The sequence below is a fragment of the Salmonella sp. SSDFZ69 genome (genome assembly GCF_004010755.1).
Classification (GTDB): Bacteria; Pseudomonadota; Gammaproteobacteria; order Enterobacterales; family Enterobacteriaceae; genus Salmonella; species Salmonella enterica.
The window spans coordinates 4,141,859-4,160,905 of sequence record NZ_CP034831.1 but is presented as its reverse complement, the minus strand read 5'-3'; the positions used below and the strand labels follow the sequence as shown (position 1 = coordinate 4,160,905).

Below are 19,047 nucleotides of genomic sequence, written 5' to 3'. Positions count from 1 at the left end.
TCGCCGTTGAAAACGGAGGAGAAGCAGAATGAAAGTAGTTGCATTGACGGCCATTGGTCACCTCGAGTTACAGGAACGTAACATGCCAGTCCCTCAAGCGGGTGAGGTGTTGCTGAAAGTGATGGCTTCCGGGTTGTGTGGTTCGGATGTGCCAAGGGCGTATCAAACAGGCACGCTGAGTTTTCCGCGCGTACTGGGGCATGAGTTCGCCGGTCGGGTTGAGGCGGTTGGTTTGGGCGGCGATCCTGCATTGATTGGCAAGCGGATGGCCGTATTCCCAATTGTACCGTGCATGACGTGCGAGTTTTGCCAGCAGCACCACTATCCTCGCTGCCTGAACTACAGCTCTTACGGTTCCCGTCGTGACGGTGGTTTTAGTGAATATTTAACGGTTCCGGAATTTAATCTCGTCGAATTCCCTGATCATGTCAGCTACAGCGCAGCGGCTATGCTTGAACCGGCTACCATTGCTTTGCATGTCATACGGCGTGCTAACCTGGATCTGAATGACAGTATCGTCATTATTGGCGCAGGTCCGATAGGGCTAATGGCAGCGCGTTGGGCGACGATTTACGGTGCGCAAAAAGTCATGCTGATTGATGTGGATCCGAAAAAAGTCGAGTTCTGCCGCGAACTGGGATTCGAACATGTGTGCCTCGCCACTGAAGAGGATGCGGTTGAGTGGGTGTTGAAAGAGACTGATGGTTTTGGTGCGCATGTCACGATTGAAGGAAGTGGTTCATGCGCCGGATTAACCCAGGCGCTGTTAGCCTGTCGTGTTTACGGCAAAGTGATGCTGATGGGCAATCCGCATGGTGATATGCAAATTCCACGTGAAGTATATGACAAAGTAATGCGTAAAGAAGCGGTTATCGCCAGTGTTTATAATTCAGTTTATAAACAAATGCCGCACGACGAATGGGCTGATGCAGCCGCCGCGATTAGTTCAGGGAAATTACAGGTCAATGACTTAATTTCTCATCAGGTAGAAATCGACAGCGTTATAGATCTTTTTGACACATTCCACCATCGTCGTGGTTTTACCTGTAAAGGTATGATGGTTACAAAGGAGTAATATGATGAAATCCCCTTTAATCGCCCCCTCGCTAATGTGCATGGATTTATTACGGCTTGAAGAGCAAGTTAGTTTTCTGAACGATAAAATCGGTTATTTCCATGTCGATATTATGGATGGTCACTATGTTCCAAATTTGACACTGTCGCCGTTTTTTGTATCGCAGATGAAGCGGGTGGCAAGCGCCCCCATTGATTGCCATCTCATGGTGACTAACCCGCAAGATTATATCAGTACCCTGGCCGACGCCGGCGCATCCATGGTGAGCTTTCATGCTGAAACGGCAAATGGGCAGGCATTCCGTCTGATTGACAATATTCGCTCAGCGGGAATGAAATGTGGATTAGTTGTAAACCCGGAAACCCAACTCGACATCGTTACGTTATATCTGGATCGTGTGGATAAAGTGACTATTATGACGGTGGATCCGGGTTTTGCCGGACAAGCATTTATATCCGCAATGCTGAAAAAGATTGCTGCCTTTGCAGAATATCGGCAGCAGCATCAACTGGAATTTTTAATTGAAGTTGACGGCTCTTGTAATAAAAACACCTATAGTGCATTAGTGGAAGCCGGGGCTGATGTGCTGATTGTCGGTTCCAGTGGTCTTTTCGGTCACTCAGAAGATATTGGTGAAGCCTGGCAGATTATGCAACGAGATCTGGCAGAAGCGCTGGCATAAGGCTCTAACAGGCGTTGGCATCCCGACGCCTGATAATCTTTTTACTCTTTTTCCAGCATATCAATAATGAAAAGTAGCTCGTCATCATTGAGTTTGACATCAAGTTTATCCTCCAGTATCTCATTGGCCTTTTGATATATTTTAAATAATTCGCTCATCAAGTATGCTTCCCGATTAAGTTTGTTATACGTTATGGTTTCATTACGAACCGAACGCTCTATCGCAACGCAGGTATGCACAATCATATTGAGTAAATTGGAACCGAATTCATCAAAGTGACGTTGTTCTTTCAACTGCTGCAGAAAAAGCATGACGATGGGCACGATTTTTTTCGGATTCAGGTAAGTTAAAAACTCTTGTAGATATTGTTCAGCCAGTTTAGTAAGCGTTACCGGGTTTTTATTTTCAACCATCACCGGAAAAGCCCCACCGATGATGGTCTGGAATGTCAATTCACCTTTTGGTGAAAAGAAATCTGGCAGTGAAATATAGGGTACATCCAGTCCGGGGTTAATCACGCCAATTGAAAGCAACACCTGATATTCAGTAGTGATTTTATGCTTCGTATTGAGCACCTCTTCAACCGACAGGTTAATGATATGGATATCTTTACGATTCATCTCTTCCAGTACTGAGCTTAATAAATTTTTAAGTTTCCGGGCAATCCCTTCGCCAGACGAACAAATAGCCAGTACTGCCAATGGTTTATTGCCAGTAACTACCGCATTGTGTTCACTGACGCCGTAACCTTTGAAATGTTGCAGGCTCAAATAAATGTCATCCAGATCGGCATCCAGCAGTGCCGAGCGTCTAAGTGCTTCAATCACTAAGGGAGTAGAAACCATGTCCAGAGTTCTGACGGGGACATTACACTCTTGTGATAAGAGATATCCCGCCTGGATGAGCGATCCCATATCCACTAATAATAAAAATCCTTTTGCATTTGAGTAAGCTGTGATGGTTTGCTTGATTTGCGCAATGGCCTGGTTCGGGCGGATATCCAACGGCATATTGACGGCTGATATATTATCTTCAGCAATTAATATTTTTGCTATGTCGACCATGTTGCTGGCGATCATATCACCATGGGTCGCAACGATAACGTGGATATGCTTATCACGTTCACGAACCACCAGCGAGGCCAAAAGAATGGTCAGATAGACAACTTCATCATCATTAATATCAATATCAAATTCTTTATACAGTCGTTTTTTGATTGTCAGCGCAGATTCATATTCTTCAAGGTTATCAACGCGATAATGTCTTATCCAGGTATTCGTGCGTGAGCGGGTTCTTTTTTGTATAATATTATTCAGATGGTACCCCAAAGACAGCAGAAATCCATGGCTGAACTCTTTATTCAACTGAAGCTCTAATTCATTTTTTAACGACTGACAGAAGACTAGTGTCGCATTCGGTAAACCGTGATCAACATGTTCAAGCTTTTTGGGTAAACTCAAGTCGATATACTGGTTGATTTCAGAAGTGATGTAATTATTTATATCAGTATCTGAAAAATTTTGCTCCAGCATGAATTGGATTTTCTTATCAATAACATCATAGACCTGAAAAGGAGTATTATGTTTATTTACATCAATATCTGTGTATAAGTCCAGGCCCGAATGTGAGTTATCAGGCATGATCGTGATAGTACCAGCCAGTGCATGCTGCAACCCAACCAGATAATCGTTGTCACGCGCCAGATTAAAAATTCCCACTTTGATATCAGAGATGAGTTTATCGTAAGTAATATTAAGCTGGTTAGGATTATTATCTTCGATAAAAAAGTGGGCGCATACGGACTGGATAGTCGATTTTAATTTACCCACGTTACCAGAGAAAGACGAGCCGATGATTGCTTTAGCGCTGTCGGTATCAATAGTTATGGCGCAGTTGATTTTTCTGGCTTCGATTTCCAGCAGATATTTTAATAGATCGACCTGATCGCCAGGTGAACGTTCGGCAAGATTAGGAATATTGATTTTGATTGGGATACGCCGCAGAAAAGTGGAAAGCAGCGTAGAATTAGGCTCTTCGGTGGTGGCGCAAATAAGTAATATTTGTGCCTTACGACTACGCTGTGTCTCCCCTAGCAACCCATAAGTGCCTGTATCCATAAAATAAAATATCATTTCTTGCCCTTCAGGCGGCAAGCGATGAACTTCATCAAGAAATAACATTCCACCATCTGCTTCACTGAGTAGGCCAAATTTATCTCTGGTAGCACCGGTAAAAGCGCCTTTTACATGGCCAAAGATATGAGAAACCAATAATTGCGGATTACTGGCATAATCAGCACAGTTAAAAACGATAAACGGTGAATTTTTATCAAGCGCATTCTGATAAACAGCGTAATTATACATCAGACTGGCAAAAAGACTTTTCCCTACACCAGTGTCCCCCGTTAACAGCGTATGCAATCCATGCGGAGGATACATAACAGCAGCTTTAGCCTGATTGATTTGTTTTTTAATGCTTCCGTTATACCCCAGAAAATACTGGAAAGGCTCTTTTTGTACATCAGGCACAGGCAGATTAGCACTCTGATGAATGGTTTTAAGGTTTTCTTTTTTGATAGAGTAAAGTACTGGGCGAGTGCTGGATTTGACTATTTTATTCTCTTTAATAAATTGATTTAAATAATTACTAACATTGGGCCTGGCAATATTTGTATATAGTGCAATCTGCTCAGTTGTCAATCCATTAGGAAAAGTGATACAAAGCTCACAAACTGCCTGAAATATTTTCTCTTTTCTGTTCATCGGAGATCACATTTTTTGTAGGGTATTATGTTTGGCGCGCGCTTTTGTGTTGTTTTAGCGCAATTTCTATATTGAGCACGCCAATCGTGTAAACGGGAATGTTATACATTGTTATAATCAACAATCGATCATTTCATAACAATGAAACGAATAAGTTGATGCTACATACCACAACCACATTGAAAGCGGCACTTCGTTTCAATGGGATTTCTACAATAGATATACACCTAAAGAGGGATTTTTACTATGACAATCAGTCTGCTATTTTCTTGTTGCTGGTAGGTAATGTTGCAATAACCCGGCGCAACTAAAACGTTTCGCTTCTTCCCGGACCAATTACTTCTTGATGAACAACAGAACATAGCAAAAAAACGAGTTAATAAAATAGTAATACTGATCTCTTAAATCCTGTCAGTAGCACTGAGTACCTTTCAGACACAAATAAATCATTGTGATCGCGCTCGCATCGTGAACAATGTTGAGCCATGAGTTATATCAATATCCACGAAATCAATAGTTTTATTGACGTTATGGGATGGAGAATGGACAGCAATACTCAGGGATTCACTTCATACTGGCGTAATAGCTTAGCTGATGCCGAGTCTGGAAAAGGGGCATTCGAGCGTAAAGATGAAGATTCATTCAATGACCTGACGGTCAACCTTTACAAACTCTGGAACCGAATGGCATCCGGGAGCTACTTCCCACCGCCAGTTCGGCGGGTGGAAATTCCCAAAAGTGGTGGTGACCCAGGCCCAAAGATGAGCGGCTGATCGCCGAAGCGCTGGGCGTTGCGCCAGAGAAAATCTGGCCTTCCCGTTATAGCTAGTCAGGCCGGAGATGGGGCTACGGATTTCCATTCCCAGAAAAGCAAAAACCCAGCCATAGGCTGGGTTTTCTGAATAAGTGGTGCCCGGACTCGGAATCGAACCAAGGACACGGGGATTTTCAATCCCCTGCTCTACCGACTGAGCTATCCGGGCAACGGGGCGCATTAAACCGTAAAGGGGCGCGGTCGTCAACGGCTTTACACGAAAAAAGTGATAAAAGCGCGCTGACTGCCTGCTTTTCAGGCAAAATGCATAAAATCAGTACCCGTCAGGTGAGCGCTCCACCCTGACGGCACTGTGCAAAACGCAGAATATCTTCCGCCAACCGCTGAGCGGTATCTACATCAGCCTGACTGCGGTTGACCAGCATTCGGCTGAGACAACCTTCCAGCACCAGTTCCATCTGCCTTGCAACCATCGCCGGATCGTCAATTTCCAGCGTGGTCAGTAGCTCATGGGTAAAATCATGTGCCGCGCGTTTTTGTTGATTAGCCAGTTGGTGAATCGGATGGGTTGGATCGGGATAAAACGTACAGGCGGCAATGAACAGACAACCAGGATAACGGTTATTACTGACACATTCCGAAAGCGCGCTGTAGCGTGCCAGTAGCTTTTGTTCAGCAGAAAGCGTCTCATCAAGAAGAAGCTGGCGTCGCCAGATATCTACCTGCTGACTCAGATAACGTAGCGCGTCATATAAAATGGCTTCTTTATCTGGCCAGAAACGCTGTAATGTGTCGAGTGGGCGATTTACGCGCTCCGCCACCATTTCCAGCGTAGTATCGGCTATCCCTTGCGTCTCCAGTAATTTCAGAGCTTCTCCCAGAATATCTTCACGTTGCACGGTATTCTCCTCCGTCTTTGCTTTTGCAAGTGTCGCTCACGGTTGGCGATCGTGCAAATGCGCGCTAAAGGTGGCGGCGTCCATAAAGCCGGTGACTCGCGATTGCGGCTGTTCCTGGCCTTGGGCATTAAAGAACAGAATGGTGGGCAGCCCGAGGACTTGCAGATGCTTTAACAGCGCGGCGTCCTGCGCATTGTTAGCGGTGACGTTAGCCTGCAAGAGCACCGTGTCGCCGAGCGCCTGCTGGACCCTCGGATCGCTGAAGGTATACTTTTCAAACTCTTTACAGGCCACGCACCAGTCGGCGTAGAAATCCAGCATAACGGGTTTGCCTTTGGCCTGCGCCAGCGCCTGATTGAGCTCGTCCACGGTAGAAATAGCCGTGAAATTGAGGTGCGCTGGAGCTTGCGCGGATGGCGATCCGAACGCCCAATCCTGTAGAGGCCGCACGCTAATGAGCGCTGCCGCCAGCAGGATAATCTGTACGATACGCATCCACGCTCGTCTGGCCTGAAGGCTGGTGATAAAGGCCCAACCAAAGAAAGCGACGCCCAGCAGCGACCACAGACGTAAACCCCAAGCCTCGCCAATAATCCGCTCCAGTAAAAAGACCGGTAACGCGAGGATCACGAAACCAAAAGCGGTTTTAACATGCGCCATCCACGGGCCGCTTTTCGGTAGCAGACGGTTGCCAAACACGGTGACCAGCATTAGCGGCAGACCCATACCTAATGCATACAAATACAGCGTACCGCCGCCCAGCCACATGTTGCCGCTCTGAGCGATATAAAGCAGGATCGCGCTTAATGGCGCTGTGGTACAGGGCGAGCAAATTAATCCGGCAATCGCCCCCATAACAAAAACACCGCCGGGCGAGCCGCCTTGCTGACGATTACTCATTAATGTCAGCCGGGTTTGCAGTGAGGAGGGGAGCTGTAGTGTGAACAGGCCAAACATCGACAACGCAAGCAGGGTGAACACGATGGCAAGGCCGATTAACACATAAGGGTGCTGCAGAGCCGCCTGAAACTGTAATCCCGCCGCGGCGACGACCAGACCCAGTGCGGTATAGGTCAGCGCCATCCCTTGTACATAGATAAAGGCCAGCAGCAGTGCGCGTCCCGTCGACAAACGTTGCCTTCCCCCCAGGACAATACCGGAAATCAGCGGATACATGGGTAAAACGCAGGGCGTAAAGGCGATGCCTATGCCGATCAGCAGCGCCCAGAGCGCGGAAAAAGGTAGCTGGGCGGCGGGTTTTGACGTCTCACTCGTCTGGGTGACAGCAGGCGTCGGCGTGGCGTCTATTGCCGCGGCGACTTCACTTAGCGGCACCGTTTTCGTTTCCGGCGGATAACAGAATCCCGCATCGGCGCACCCCTGGTACGTTATCGTTAATGTCGCGCCAGCCGCCGCCTGGTTAACCGTTACCGGAACGTTTAGCCGCTTACGGTAGATTTCGCTTTTTCCGTAGAACTCATCTTCATGCCAGACGCCTGCCGGGAGTTGGACTGCGGCGATATCCGCTTTCGTCGGCGTGATACTGATTTGTTTACGGTAAAGGTAGTAACCCTCTTTTACCTGCCAGGAGAGGGTAAGATCGTGTTGATTTTGCTGAAAATCAAAAACAAACGCCCGGTCGGCAGGGACGAACTGCGAGCGACCCGGCGCGTCGAATAATCCGGCGAAGGCGGATGTGCTGCACAGCAGCAGGATCAGCGTAAAGATGCGTTGAGCCATGAGAGGTAATCAGTATCTCCGTGAGTAACAGGTAAAACCAGAAGTTCAGGCGTTTGATACGGGTGATGAGACTTCAGGCAGTCGATAAGCGCTTGCTGATGTGAAACGGTGGTTTTTAAGATCATTTGAACTTCATACTCCTGCTCCAGCTTGCCTTCCCAGTAGTACAGCGATGTCGCGCCGGGGAGGAGGGTGGCGCAGGCGGCCAGTTTTTCCGCCAGCACTTTGGCGGCCAGATCCTGGGCGGTAGCTTCATCCGGGGCGGTACAAAGCACCACAACGGCCTCGGGGATGGAAATATCCTGACTCTTAACATCAAGCATAAACACCTCGAAAGAACAAAAAGACCCGCAAGTGAACGGTCACTATACAACGGACGAGGGCAGGATGTTAGTCAAAGGGCGGGAGAATGCGGGGCGTGATACGCCCCGCGGGTGAAACACTTACAGCATAAAGCTGCCCAGCAGGAAGCCGAAGCAGACAGCCAGAACGACGCCCAGGGTGCCTGGGATGAAGAACGGGTGGTTAAAGACGAATTTACCGATACGGGTTGTACCGGTGTCATCCATCTGTACCGCCGCAACCAGAGTCGGGTAGGTCGGCAAAATGAACAGGCCGGAAACGGCGGCGAAGGAAGCGACTGCCGTCAGCGGAGAGACGTTCAGCGCCAGCGCCATCGGCATCAGCGCTTTCGCCGTTGCCGCCTGAGAGTAGAGCAGCGCGGAAGCAAAGAAGAAGATGACGGCCAGCAGCCACGGATGCCCCTGGATGACGCTACCCGCAGTGTCTTTGATCCAGTCGATGTTAGCGGATACGAAAGTATCGCCCAGCCACGCCACGCCCAGAATACAGATACAGGCGCTCATCCCTGCTTTAAAGGTACTGGAGTTGAGGATGGCGTCAGTTTCCACTTTACACAGGATGGTGGTCAGCGTTGCGACGCTCAACATGATGATCAAAATAGCGTTGGTGGTGTTCATCAGCGGTTTCTCAACCAGGCCGAGGCTCGGACTGTTAACAATCGCATAAACAACCACGCAAATAACGCCCAGCAGGAACAGCCAGACGGAATTTTTTGCCATCGGTTTGATTTCAATCTGCTTTTCACCACGCAGTTCAATCAGCCCTTCTTCCAGACGCTTGCGGTAAATCGGGTCGTCCGACAGTTTGGAGTTGAACAGCATCGTGACCAGGAAGGACATCACCAGCACCGCCAGCAGCGTAGAGGGGATAACCACGGACAGCAGGTGAATGTAGCTAATGCCATGACCTTCCATAACAGAAGACATATACACCACGGCCGCAGAAATCGGCGAGGCGGTAATCGCAATCTGCGCGGATACCACGGCGGTCGAGAGCGGACGGCAAGGTTTGATTCCCTGCTCCTTCGCGACTTCAGCAATAACCGGCAGCGTTGCCAGGGAAATGTTCCCGGTACCAGCAAAAATAGTCAGGAAATAGGTCACAATCGGTGCGAGGATAGTGATGTATTTCGGGTTCTTACGCAGCAGTTTTTCCGTCTGGTTTACCAAATAATCCAGACCGCCCGCGACCTGCATAGCAGAGATCGCGGCGATAACCGCCATGATGATGGAAATGACATCGAATGGAATTGTCCCTGGCTTCACGCCGATGGCGGCAAGTACCAGAACACCCAGCCCACCTGCGAATCCAATACCGATGCCCCCAAGTCTGGCGCCCAAAAAGATTGCCAGCAAAACAATGATAAGTTCGACAACTATCATATTAGCCTTCCTTGTTGTTTAACAAGTTGATATTAAATTGTTGTTATTTGGTAACTTCTTGTAAGAAAAAAGGCACGTCATCGTGACGTGCCTCTTTGGTACTACCCTGTACGATTACTGTTCGCTTTCATCAGTATAACGTTTAGCTTTATAAGCCGGGTGCATCAAGTTCTGTACGGAGAAAATATCGTCCAGCTCGGCTTCCGTTAACAGGCCGCGCTCCAGCACAACTTCACGTACGCTCTTACCGGTTTCAGCACAGATTTTACCGACGATGTCGCCGTTGTGGTGGCCGATGAACGGGTTGAGGTAAGTGACGATACCGATGGAGTTATAAACGTACCCTTCGCACACTTCTTTATTCGCGGTAATGCCGTTAACGCATTTTTCCAGCAGGTTGTAGCACGCGTTGCTCAGAATGTGGATGGATTCGAACATCGCCTGACCGATAACCGGTTCCATAACGTTCAACTGCAACTGACCGGCTTCCGCCGCCATCGTAACGGTGGTGTCGTTACCGATGACTTTAAAGCATACCTGGTTTACGACTTCCGGTACAACCGGGTTCACTTTGGCTGGCATGATGGAAGAGCCCGCCTGCAGTTCCGGCAGGTTGATCTCGTTCAGGCCGGCACGAGGACCAGAAGAGAGCAAGCGCAGGTCGTTACAGATTTTGGACATCTTCACTGCCAAACGTTTCAGCGCGCTGTGAACCATAACATATGCGCCACAGTCAGATGTCGCCTCAATCAGATCTTCAGCCGGAACACAGGCGAAACCAGTGACTTCAGCCAGTTTTTTCACCGCCAGCGGAGAGTATTCTTTCGGCGTGTTCAGACCGGTACCGATTGCCGTTGCGCCAAGGTTGACTTCCAGCAGCAGCTCAGCAGTACGCTCGATGCTTTTCACTTCTTCTTTCAGCAGGATGCTGAACGCACGGAATTCTTGACCAAGCGTCATCGGTACGGCGTCCTGCAACTGGGTACGACCCATTTTCAGGATGTCCTGGAATTCAACCGCTTTACGTTCGAAACCTTCACGCAACTGGTTGATGGCATCGATCAGTTTGACGATAGAGGCGTAAACCGCTACACGGAAGCCTGTCGGATAGGCGTCGTTAGTGGATTGACATTTATTCACGTGGTCGTTCGGGTTCAGGTACTGATATTCACCTTTCTGATGACCCATCAGTTCCAGCCCGATGTTGGCCAGCACTTCGTTGGTATTCATGTTGACGGAAGTGCCCGCGCCGCCCTGGTAGACATCTACCGGGAACTGGTCCATGCACTTACCGTTGTTAAGGACTTCATCACATGCGGCAATGATGGCATTCGCCACACTCTTAGGAATGGTTTGCAGCTCTTTGTTGGCCAGCGCCGCCGCTTTTTTTACCATAACCATGCCACGCACAAATTCAGGGATGTCGCTGATTTTGTTATTGCTAATGTAGAAGTTTTCAATCGCTCTCAGAGTGTGAACACCATAGTAGGCTTCAGCTGGAACTTCCCTGGTACCCAACAGATCTTCTTCGATACGAATGTTGTTTGACATGTGAACCTTCTTTTTCAAGCTGCCAATGATTTTTACTTTAAAACACACAGGATATATGTGATTTCGAATGTTTTCTGACCGACGATTATCCCCTCCATCGGCCTGATAAACGAGATCATATGCTGGTTCAGAATTCCTACCGTAATCTGGATCACTTAAAGTGTGGGAATTTACCCCTTATTTATTATTTTGTGAAATAGGTCACCGCTTTAGTATTACTACCTAAAATAGGTGTACAAACCACTTGAAATTTTGCTACGCACCACCATATCGAATCGATGCGAATCGCAACCCCATTCAAATGGTCGTCGCAGACGGCCATGACTTACAGGAGAGTCCTTTGCGCTGGATACCCTTTTTAGCTGTCTTTCTCTATGTTTACATTGAGATTTCTATCTTTATCCAGGTCGCCCATGTGCTTGGCGTCCTGATGACGCTAATCCTGGTGATTTTTACGTCTGTTATCGGTATGTCGCTGGTACGTAACCAGGGTTTTAAAAACTTTTTGCTGATGCAACAAAAAATGGCGGCCGGTGAGAGCCCGGCGGCAGAAATGATTAAGAGTGTATCGCTGATCATCGCTGGCTTACTGCTCCTGTTGCCGGGGTTTTTCACCGATTTTCTCGGCCTTCTCCTTTTGTTACCGCCAGTGCAAAAACATTTGACGCTGAAGTTGTTGCCGCATTTACGTTTTTCCCGGATGCCGGGCGGCGGGTTTAGCGCGGGTACTGGCGGTGGCGAAACATTTGACGGCGAGTATCAGCGTAAAGATGACGATCGCGATCGTATTGAACATAAAGACGATCGTCGGGATTAAAGGTAGAGATGTTGGTCGGATAAGTCGCGTGAGGCGCTATCCGGCCAGCGAATGCGTCTTACGCCATGCGTTTTCGCTTCGGTAAAAACAGCCATAATGCAGCCAGCATGATAATGGCATATAAGCTTTTCCACCCCAGCATTGCCAGCAATAACAGGCACAGTAGACAACCCGTCACCGCCAGTGCATAGCAACGCCCTTTCAACAGTCGACAGCCCGCCAGCATACAAAGCAGATAGAGCATAATAAAAATACCGTTAGCATAGACGATCAGCGCATTGAGGTTAATCTTCAGGGCGTAGACGACCAGGGAACTCACGCAACAACAGGCCAGAATAACGTTTAACGCGTGCAAGGGAAGGCGCCCGGGAGAGAGTTGAGCCAGATAGTGATCGGGCTGATATTGCATTTGCGTCCATATCAGACGCGCAAAACTCTGAGCATACACATTCAGGCTGGCAAAGCAGGTGAGATAACCAATAATGCAGGCTATCCACAACGCCTGGATACCGAAGAGATGAACAATAATAAGCGGTAGCGAGGCTGTTGCCGCTATCTTGTCGCTATAGACGCCAAAATGCAGCACCACGGCGGTACAGGTCCAATAAATGGCGCCGGCCAGCATCAGGCCAATGATCAATGCGCGCGGAAAATCACGTTCAGGATTTTTAAATTCAGACGACAAATGCGTAAAAGCCTCAATTCCCACAAATCCCCAGAACATGATCGCCAGGGCGGTACACAGCCGGGAAAAGGTGATTTCGTTTGCGGCTGGGAAGGTGATATCTGCAGGTTTAATCGCGCCTTTCCACAGAATGGCGGCAATAAGCGCGATAATTAATCCAGCGATAATGGCTTGCAGGTTGGCGCTGGAGCTGGCGCCGCGCGATCCCATAAACCATAGCAAACCTAGAGTACCCAGCTCCCCAAATAAGAGCTGTTCGCTTTGCCAGCCAAACAGCGCCTGGCCGAAACCCACCGCAATATGCAAGGCTGCGGGAAAACTAACAGGAATGACTGATAAAAACAGCCAACTGATCACTCGTTGCAGACGCGGGCCAAATGCCATCCCGACAAAATGCGCTACGCCGCCAGCGTGTGGAAAATGACGCCCCAGCACAGCAAAGACAATCGCAATAGGGAAAATCAAAATAATGAGCAGCGGCCATGCCCAAAGGCTGATGTCGCCTGCCGCCAGCGCAGCCAGCTCCGGAAGCGCAAAAACGCCAGTCCCTAATAATGATGTGGTTAACAAGATAACGCCCTGAACCAACCCAAGCTCTTTTTTTAGTTCATTCATCAGCTCATTATCCGGCGGCATTGTAACGTCAGGTGACGACAGGCATTTTTAAGCGTATCACACACGCCTTTTCTTATAGCAGGATGTTCTAAACCTTGGGTAAACGTGAGATAAGTAGCGTTTTTACCGCTTTTTTCGCTCAGAAGAATTTTTTTTCATCTCCCCCCTTGAAGGGGCAAAACCCCATCCCCATCTCTCTGGTCACCAGCCGGGAAACCGTTTACGGGCCGGCGTCACCCATAACTGATAATGACTTTCTCAAAGGAGAGCTATCAATGAGTATTCGTCCGTTACATGATCGTGTGATCGTCAAACGTAAAGAAGTTGAGTCCAAATCTGCTGGCGGCATCGTACTGACCGGTTCCGCAGCGGGTAAATCAACTCGTGGCGAAATCATCGCTGTCGGTAAGGGTCGCATCCTGGACAACGGTACTGTACAGCCGCTGGACGTGAAAGTTGGCGACATCGTTATTTTTAACGATGGCTACGGTGTGAAATCTGAAAAGATCGACAATGAAGAAGTGTTGATCATGTCTGAAAGCGACATTCTGGCAATTGTTGAAGCGTAATCCGCGAACGACACTGAACATACGAATTTAAGGGAAAGAGAAAATGGCAGCTAAAGACGTAAAATTCGGTAACGACGCTCGTGTGAAAATGCTGCGCGGCGTAAACGTACTGGCAGATGCAGTGAAAGTAACCCTCGGTCCGAAAGGCCGTAACGTGGTTCTGGATAAATCTTTCGGTGCGCCGACTATCACTAAAGATGGTGTTTCCGTAGCGCGTGAAATCGAACTGGAAGACAAGTTTGAAAACATGGGCGCGCAGATGGTGAAAGAAGTTGCCTCTAAAGCGAACGACGCTGCAGGCGACGGTACCACCACCGCGACCGTACTGGCGCAGTCCATCATTACCGAAGGCCTGAAAGCCGTTGCTGCGGGCATGAACCCGATGGACCTGAAACGTGGTATCGACAAAGCGGTTGCTGCGGCGGTTGAAGAGCTGAAAGCCCTGTCCGTACCGTGCTCCGACTCTAAAGCGATTGCTCAGGTAGGTACTATCTCCGCTAACTCCGACGAAACCGTAGGTAAACTGATCGCGGAAGCGATGGATAAAGTCGGTAAAGAAGGCGTCATCACCGTTGAAGACGGTACCGGTCTGCAGGACGAACTGGACGTGGTTGAAGGTATGCAGTTTGACCGCGGCTACCTGTCTCCTTACTTCATCAACAAGCCGGAAACTGGCGCAGTAGAGCTGGAAAGCCCGTTCATCCTGCTGGCTGATAAGAAAATCTCCAACATCCGCGAAATGCTGCCGGTTCTGGAAGCCGTTGCAAAAGCAGGCAAACCGCTGCTGATCATCGCTGAAGATGTTGAAGGCGAAGCGCTGGCTACCCTGGTTGTTAACACCATGCGTGGCATCGTGAAAGTGGCTGCTGTTAAGGCACCGGGCTTCGGCGATCGTCGTAAAGCGATGCTGCAGGATATCGCTACCCTGACCGGCGGTACCGTAATCTCTGAAGAGATCGGTATGGAGCTGGAAAAAGCAACCCTGGAAGACCTGGGTCAGGCGAAACGCGTTGTGATCAACAAAGACACCACCACCATCATCGATGGCGTGGGTGAAGAAGCTGCCATCCAGGGCCGTGTTGCTCAGATCCGTCAGCAGATTGAAGAAGCGACCTCCGACTACGATCGTGAAAAACTGCAGGAGCGCGTAGCGAAACTGGCAGGCGGCGTTGCGGTAATCAAGGTTGGCGCTGCGACCGAAGTTGAAATGAAAGAGAAGAAAGCCCGCGTTGAAGATGCCCTGCACGCGACCCGTGCTGCGGTAGAAGAAGGCGTGGTTGCTGGTGGTGGCGTTGCGCTGATCCGCGTTGCTTCTAAAATTGCTGACCTGAAAGGCCAGAACGAAGACCAGAACGTGGGTATCAAAGTTGCGCTGCGCGCAATGGAAGCTCCGCTGCGTCAGATCGTGCTGAACTGCGGCGAAGAGCCGTCTGTTGTCGCTAACACCGTTAAAGGCGGCGACGGTAACTACGGTTACAACGCAGCAACTGAAGAATACGGCAACATGATCGATATGGGTATCCTGGACCCAACCAAAGTTACCCGTTCTGCGCTGCAGTACGCGGCTTCTGTGGCTGGTCTGATGATCACTACCGAGTGCATGGTGACCGACCTGCCGAAAAGCGATGCTCCTGATTTAGGCGCTGCTGGCGGCATGGGTGGTATGGGTGGTATGGGCGGCATGATGTAATTGCCCACCCCCTGCATCCTTCAGGCTGCAGATGCGTTGGCTAACCCCAGTCACTTCCTTGAGTAAGTGACTGGGGATTAACAAACTGGCCGCCTTCCTGCAACCAGAATGATTTGGATGTTTATCTCCCAGAATTGAGAAACCCCCGGGCAGAAATGACCGGGGGTTTTTCTTTTAGTCATCTTTTTAGTATAAGATTCAGATACGGACAAAACGTCCAGCTCATTGATTATGGGGAATAACATGCACGTGAAATATTTAGCAGGGATCGTTGGCGCCGCGCTGCTGATGGCGGGTTGTAGCTCCAGCAACGAACTCACCGCTGCCGGCCAAAATGTACGCTTTGTCGAAGATAAGCCAGGCGCGGAATGCCAGCTTATTGGTACGGCAACTGGTAAACAGAGTAACTGGTTTTCAGGCCAGCACGGCGAAGAGGGTGGCTCAATGCGTGGCGCAGCGAACGATCTGCGTAATCAGGCGGCCGCGATGGGTGGAAACGTGCTGTATGGCGTAAGTAGTCCGTCGCAGGGCATGTTGTCCAGTTTTGTCCCGACGGCCAGCGAGATGAACGGCCAGGTTTATAAATGTCCGAACTGATATGTCTGAATCGTAACGCCCTCTGAAAGATTCAGAGGGCGATATGGTTAGCGTTTTTCCTGCGATGACGCCATGCGTAGATTATGCAACGCGCGCATACATTGATCTTGCGTCAGACGCGCTGCTTTACCGGTTCCAAGCGTTCTGACAAAAACCTTACACGGTTTTCCTTCCAGCTTTTTAAGACGCGGGCTGAAATTCAGCAAGCGGCGTGATATCGCTTCAGCTTCTTTAGAGCCTGACTGACTACGGGTCTTAATGATGGTGCCGCAATCATGCGATTGTCCTGCCTCATCCGTATAACGATAAACGAGCGCTAAATAATGGTTATACAGATTATGTTTCCAGTCAGGCTGGTTATAGGTATCGAATTCGATATTACCGTTTTCCAGGCAGTCAGCATCGTATAATGGTAAAAAGTCCAGCATTGAAGAAATACGCAATGCGAGCTCACGCATTTCGGCATTATTAATGGCGTGAATAATAGCCATCACCAGAACTTCAACCTGCCACTCACCGACCTGTAAATCAAGATGGCTACCATTGTGCAGCTTTAACGTAAAGGTTAATACTTTTTCTGTATTATCGCTCAACGCTAAAGATTCAACACGCTGATTAACATCGGCATTTTCCAGCTCTTCACGGAGTATTGCCGGAATATTCTCATGCATTTTAAGCACATGACTGCTTTTGGCTTTCTGGCGTTTTTCCTGCTCTTGTTCCGGAAGCGAGTGTTGTAAATAAAGCCGGTGTTCAAGGCCGATCAACAAGTCTCGCAGCGCGAGCACAGGAAAGAAAAGCAGTGTTTCTTTATTTCTCAGTGACTTCACCTTAAGCGCCAGCGCGATAAACTTATCATTGTGACGAATAACGCCGGTATTTAGTCCCTTAATCGTTAAGGCCATGTCAATTCTCCACAAATATAAAATAATTAAATGTTTTACTGCAATGTATTTGATATATAAATTGTTTATGCCGTCCTATAAAAAGGAGAACCAGTATAATTCGAAAATGCAGTACACGCTAAGCGAGTCCTAAAACGGACTTTATTGAAAAGAGAGGACCGGAAAGGTGTATTTAACGAAGGTTAGTTTATCCTCGCCAGAGGGTGAGGAGAATCGCGGGGGAATCTCCTCGTAATATTGCGCGCTAATATATTTCGTCGTCCCTGACGCGCCCGCGAGGATTAGCACTGCCGAAGCTGTAAATCCAGCGGTGTTTTGCTCGGTTCGCCGCCGATTTCACGCGCCAGTCTTGGCACCATATAGCCGGATACCAGCGTGAGCAGTTCGCGCATGATTTGCCGGGCTTCGTCATCGGTGACCATAAAATGCGCGGCGCCCTGCACTTTATCCAGCACATGCAGGTAATAGGGCATCACGCCGGCGTCAAATAGCGCGTTGCTCAGATTCGCCAGCGTTTGCGCGTTATCATTCACGCCACGCAGCAGGACGCTCTGGTTGAGAAGCGTGACGCCCACGTGGCGCAGTTTCTTCATCGCCAGGCAGAATGCCTCGTCCACTTCATTAGCGTGGTTGATATGGTTCACCAACAAAATTTGCAGACGTGACTGGTCAAAGCGGGCGACCAGTTCGTCAGTAATGCGTGCCGGGATGACGATAGGCAACCGACTGTGGATGCGTAGCCGCTTGACGTGCTTAATGGCTTCCAGTTGCGTGAGCAGCCAGTCCAGCTCATGATCTTTCGCCATCAGCGGATCGCCGCCGGAAAAGATGATCTCATCCAGTTCCGGGTGTGCGGCGATATACTCCAGCGCGACTGTCCAGTTGCGCTTATTGCCTTGATTCTCCGCATACGGGAAGTGACGACGGAAACAGTAGCGGCAATTTACCGCACATCCGCCTTTTACCAGCAATAGCGCCCGGTTTTGGTATTTATGCAATAATCCTGGCACCACGCTGTGTTGCTCTTCCAGCGGGTCGGTGGAGAAACCGGGGGCGACAATAAATTCATCCCGGGACGTCAGCACTTGACGTAAAAGAGGATCGTCAGGGTTGCCCTTCTCCATGCGCGCAATAAAAGCGCGCGGCACGCGGAGGGCAAACAAGCGCCTGGCGTCCTGTCCTGCCCGGAGGTTTTCATCAGCTTCAATCTGTAAAAGATGCAGCAGTTCGTCGGGATTGGTCACAACATCGGCAAGTTGCGCTAACCAATCTTCTCGCAATGGGGTATTTAGGGTTACAATATGCGCCATTTTGTGGCTTAGCTACCAGTTAACAATTTCAGAGGGCCTTATGGCGACTTACTATAGCAACGATTTTCGTTCCGGTCTTAAAATCATGTTGGATGGCGAACCTTATGCGGTTGAATCCAGTGAATTCGTGAAACCGGGTAAAGGCCAGGCGTTTGCCCGCGTTAAGCTACGCCGTCTGCTGACCGGCACGCGCGTTGAGAAAACCTTCAAATCGACCGATTCCGCAGAAGGCGCGGATGTAGTCGATATGAACCTGACTTACCTGTACAACGACGGTGAGTTCTGGCATTTCATGAACAACGAAACCTTCGAGCAGCTGTCTGCAGATGCCAAGGCTATCGGCGACAACGCAAAATGGCTGTTGGATCAGGCGGAATGCATCGTGACCCTGTGGAACGGTCAGCCTATCTCTGTCACTCCGCCGAACTTTGTTGAACTGGAAATTGTTGATACCGACCCAGGTCTGAAGGGCGATACCGCAGGTACTGGCGGCAAACCAGCCACGCTGTCTACTGGCGCAGTGGTTAAAGTTCCGCTGTTCGTGCAGATTGGCGAAGTGATCAAAGTCGATACCCGTTCCGGCGAATACGTATCCCGCGTAAAATAATTTACGTTATCGGGAAAAATGGT

16 protein-coding genes, 1 tRNA gene and 2 pseudogenes are annotated in these 19,047 nt (G+C 49.2%); 9 read left to right on the top strand and 10 right to left on the bottom strand.

Going from position 1 to position 19,047, the window contains the following annotated elements; translation table 11 throughout:
- Nucleotides 1-28 precede the first annotated feature (28 nt).
- The gene (locus tag EOS98_RS20665) at nucleotides 29-1,075 is read left to right on the top strand and encodes a galactitol-1-phosphate 5-dehydrogenase (RefSeq protein WP_001651304.1); all 1,047 of its coding nucleotides are present in this window, start codon (nucleotides 29-31) and stop codon (nucleotides 1,073-1,075) included.
- A gap of 1 nt (nucleotide 1,076) precedes the next feature.
- Nucleotides 1,077-1,757: a D-allulose 6-phosphate 3-epimerase gene (gene alsE / locus EOS98_RS20660; protein ID WP_001651305.1), complete on the top strand. Its 681-nt coding sequence runs from the start codon at nucleotides 1,077-1,079 to the stop codon at nucleotides 1,755-1,757.
- Between the two features lie 41 nt (nucleotides 1,758-1,798).
- Here the strand turns inward: alsE and EOS98_RS20655 are convergent, their stop codons facing one another.
- Nucleotides 1,799-4,519 carry a sigma 54-interacting transcriptional regulator gene (locus EOS98_RS20655; protein WP_127821203.1) on the bottom strand — a complete coding sequence of 907 codons (2,721 nt, stop codon included), beginning with the start codon at nucleotides 4,517-4,519 and terminating at the stop codon, nucleotides 1,799-1,801.
- A 542-nt stretch (nucleotides 4,520-5,061) separates the two neighbouring features.
- Between EOS98_RS20655 and EOS98_RS25195 the strand changes: the two are divergent.
- Nucleotides 5,062-5,163: pseudogene (locus EOS98_RS25195) on the top strand (hypothetical protein); the annotation flags it as partial.
- Between the two features lie 110 nt (nucleotides 5,164-5,273).
- Nucleotides 5,274-5,348, top strand: a pseudogene (locus EOS98_RS25190) (helix-turn-helix domain-containing protein); the annotation flags it as partial.
- A 78-nt stretch (nucleotides 5,349-5,426) separates the two neighbouring features.
- On the opposite strand, the gene EOS98_RS20640 reads toward EOS98_RS25190, so the two are convergent.
- From EOS98_RS20640 to aspA, 6 genes are all read right to left on the bottom strand, one after another.
- A tRNA-Phe gene (locus EOS98_RS20640) sits at nucleotides 5,427-5,502 on the bottom strand.
- A 115-nt stretch (nucleotides 5,503-5,617) separates the two neighbouring features.
- Entirely contained in the window at nucleotides 5,618-6,193 is a 576-nt protein-coding gene (locus tag EOS98_RS20635) for a transcriptional regulator (protein ID WP_001188509.1), read from the bottom strand.
- Nucleotides 6,194-6,229: 36 nt separating this feature from the next.
- A complete protein-coding gene (locus EOS98_RS20630; protein WP_000068882.1) occupies nucleotides 6,230-7,933 on the bottom strand; it encodes a protein-disulfide reductase DsbD in 1,704 nt (567 codons plus the stop codon).
- The gene (cutA, locus tag EOS98_RS20625) at nucleotides 7,909-8,256 is read right to left on the bottom strand and encodes a divalent cation tolerance protein CutA (protein WP_000887832.1); all 348 of its coding nucleotides are present in this window, start codon (nucleotides 8,254-8,256) and stop codon (nucleotides 7,909-7,911) included. The genes EOS98_RS20630 and cutA overlap by 25 nt, the downstream gene beginning before the upstream one ends.
- Nucleotides 8,257-8,376: 120 nt before the next feature.
- A complete protein-coding gene (dcuA, locus tag EOS98_RS20620; protein WP_000637595.1) occupies nucleotides 8,377-9,678 on the bottom strand; it encodes an anaerobic C4-dicarboxylate transporter DcuA in 1,302 nt (433 codons plus the stop codon).
- Between the two features lie 114 nt (nucleotides 9,679-9,792).
- A complete protein-coding gene (aspA, locus tag EOS98_RS20615; RefSeq protein ID WP_000069440.1) occupies nucleotides 9,793-11,229 on the bottom strand; it encodes an aspartate ammonia-lyase in 1,437 nt (478 codons plus the stop codon).
- Between the two features lie 340 nt (nucleotides 11,230-11,569).
- On the opposite strand from aspA, the gene EOS98_RS20610 reads away from it, so the two are divergent.
- Entirely contained in the window at nucleotides 11,570-12,046 is a 477-nt protein-coding gene (locus tag EOS98_RS20610) for an FxsA family protein (RefSeq protein ID WP_001267291.1), read from the top strand.
- Between the two features lie 58 nt (nucleotides 12,047-12,104).
- Here the strand turns inward: EOS98_RS20610 and yjeH are convergent, their stop codons facing one another.
- Nucleotides 12,105-13,346, bottom strand: a complete 1,242-nt coding sequence (gene yjeH / locus EOS98_RS20605) for an L-methionine/branched-chain amino acid transporter (protein ID WP_023207257.1) — start codon at nucleotides 13,344-13,346, stop codon at nucleotides 12,105-12,107.
- A gap of 275 nt (nucleotides 13,347-13,621) precedes the next feature.
- Between yjeH and EOS98_RS20600 the strand changes: the two genes are divergently transcribed.
- The 3 genes from EOS98_RS20600 (at nucleotide 13,622) to EOS98_RS20590 (ending at nucleotide 16,202) form a co-directional block, all read left to right on the top strand.
- Entirely contained in the window at nucleotides 13,622-13,915 is a 294-nt protein-coding gene (locus EOS98_RS20600) for a co-chaperone GroES (protein ID WP_000027827.1), read from the top strand.
- 43 nt (nucleotides 13,916-13,958) lie between these two features.
- Nucleotides 13,959-15,605: a chaperonin GroEL gene (groL, locus tag EOS98_RS20595; RefSeq protein ID WP_000729126.1), complete on the top strand. Its 1,647-nt coding sequence runs from the start codon at nucleotides 13,959-13,961 to the stop codon at nucleotides 15,603-15,605.
- A 243-nt stretch (nucleotides 15,606-15,848) separates the two neighbouring features.
- On the top strand, nucleotides 15,849-16,202 hold the full coding sequence (locus EOS98_RS20590; RefSeq protein ID WP_000558210.1) for a DUF4156 domain-containing protein: 354 nt from the start codon (nucleotides 15,849-15,851) through the stop codon (nucleotides 16,200-16,202).
- Between the two features lie 47 nt (nucleotides 16,203-16,249).
- Here the strand turns inward: EOS98_RS20590 and EOS98_RS20585 are convergent, their stop codons facing one another.
- Nucleotides 16,250-17,107 (bottom strand): YjeJ family protein, encoded by an 858-nt coding sequence (locus EOS98_RS20585; RefSeq protein WP_001229227.1) that lies wholly within the window; start codon nucleotides 17,105-17,107, stop codon nucleotides 16,250-16,252.
- A gap of 281 nt (nucleotides 17,108-17,388) precedes the next feature.
- On the bottom strand, nucleotides 17,389-18,417 hold the full coding sequence (epmB, locus tag EOS98_RS20580; RefSeq protein WP_017441214.1) for an EF-P beta-lysylation protein EpmB: 1,029 nt from the start codon (nucleotides 18,415-18,417) through the stop codon (nucleotides 17,389-17,391).
- A 40-nt stretch (nucleotides 18,418-18,457) separates the two neighbouring features.
- Between epmB and efp the strand changes: the two genes are divergently transcribed.
- Nucleotides 18,458-19,024: an elongation factor P gene (efp, locus tag EOS98_RS20575; protein WP_000257282.1), complete on the top strand. Its 567-nt coding sequence runs from the start codon at nucleotides 18,458-18,460 to the stop codon at nucleotides 19,022-19,024.
- The last annotated feature ends 23 nt before the right edge of the window (nucleotides 19,025-19,047 follow it).

Bases quoted from the DNA above. Each gene is read 5' to 3' on its own strand.
- EOS98_RS20630 (WP_000068882.1), bottom strand. From the start codon at position 7,933: ATGGCTCAACGCATCTTTACGCTGATCCTGCTGCTGTGCAGCACATCC.
- groL (WP_000729126.1), top strand. From the start codon at position 13,959: ATGGCAGCTAAAGACGTAAAATTCGGTAACGACGCTCGTGTGAAAATG.
- EOS98_RS20665 (WP_001651304.1), top strand. From the start codon at position 29: ATGAAAGTAGTTGCATTGACGGCCATTGGTCACCTCGAGTTACAGGAA.
- aspA (WP_000069440.1), bottom strand. From the start codon at position 11,229: ATGTCAAACAACATTCGTATCGAAGAAGATCTGTTGGGTACCAGGGAA.
- efp (WP_000257282.1), top strand. From the start codon at position 18,458: ATGGCGACTTACTATAGCAACGATTTTCGTTCCGGTCTTAAAATCATG.
- EOS98_RS20585 (WP_001229227.1), bottom strand. From the start codon at position 17,107: ATGGCCTTAACGATTAAGGGACTAAATACCGGCGTTATTCGTCACAAT.
- dcuA (WP_000637595.1), bottom strand. From the start codon at position 9,678: ATGATAGTTGTCGAACTTATCATTGTTTTGCTGGCAATCTTTTTGGGC.
- alsE (WP_001651305.1), top strand. From the start codon at position 1,077: ATGATGAAATCCCCTTTAATCGCCCCCTCGCTAATGTGCATGGATTTA.
- cutA (WP_000887832.1), bottom strand. From the start codon at position 8,256: ATGCTTGATGTTAAGAGTCAGGATATTTCCATCCCCGAGGCCGTTGTG.
- yjeH (WP_023207257.1), bottom strand. From the start codon at position 13,346: ATGAATGAACTAAAAAAAGAGCTTGGGTTGGTTCAGGGCGTTATCTTG.
- EOS98_RS20655 (WP_127821203.1), bottom strand. From the start codon at position 4,519: ATGAACAGAAAAGAGAAAATATTTCAGGCAGTTTGTGAGCTTTGTATC.
- EOS98_RS20590 (WP_000558210.1), top strand. From the start codon at position 15,849: ATGCACGTGAAATATTTAGCAGGGATCGTTGGCGCCGCGCTGCTGATG.
- epmB (WP_017441214.1), bottom strand. From the start codon at position 18,417: ATGGCGCATATTGTAACCCTAAATACCCCATTGCGAGAAGATTGGTTA.
- EOS98_RS20600 (WP_000027827.1), top strand. From the start codon at position 13,622: ATGAGTATTCGTCCGTTACATGATCGTGTGATCGTCAAACGTAAAGAA.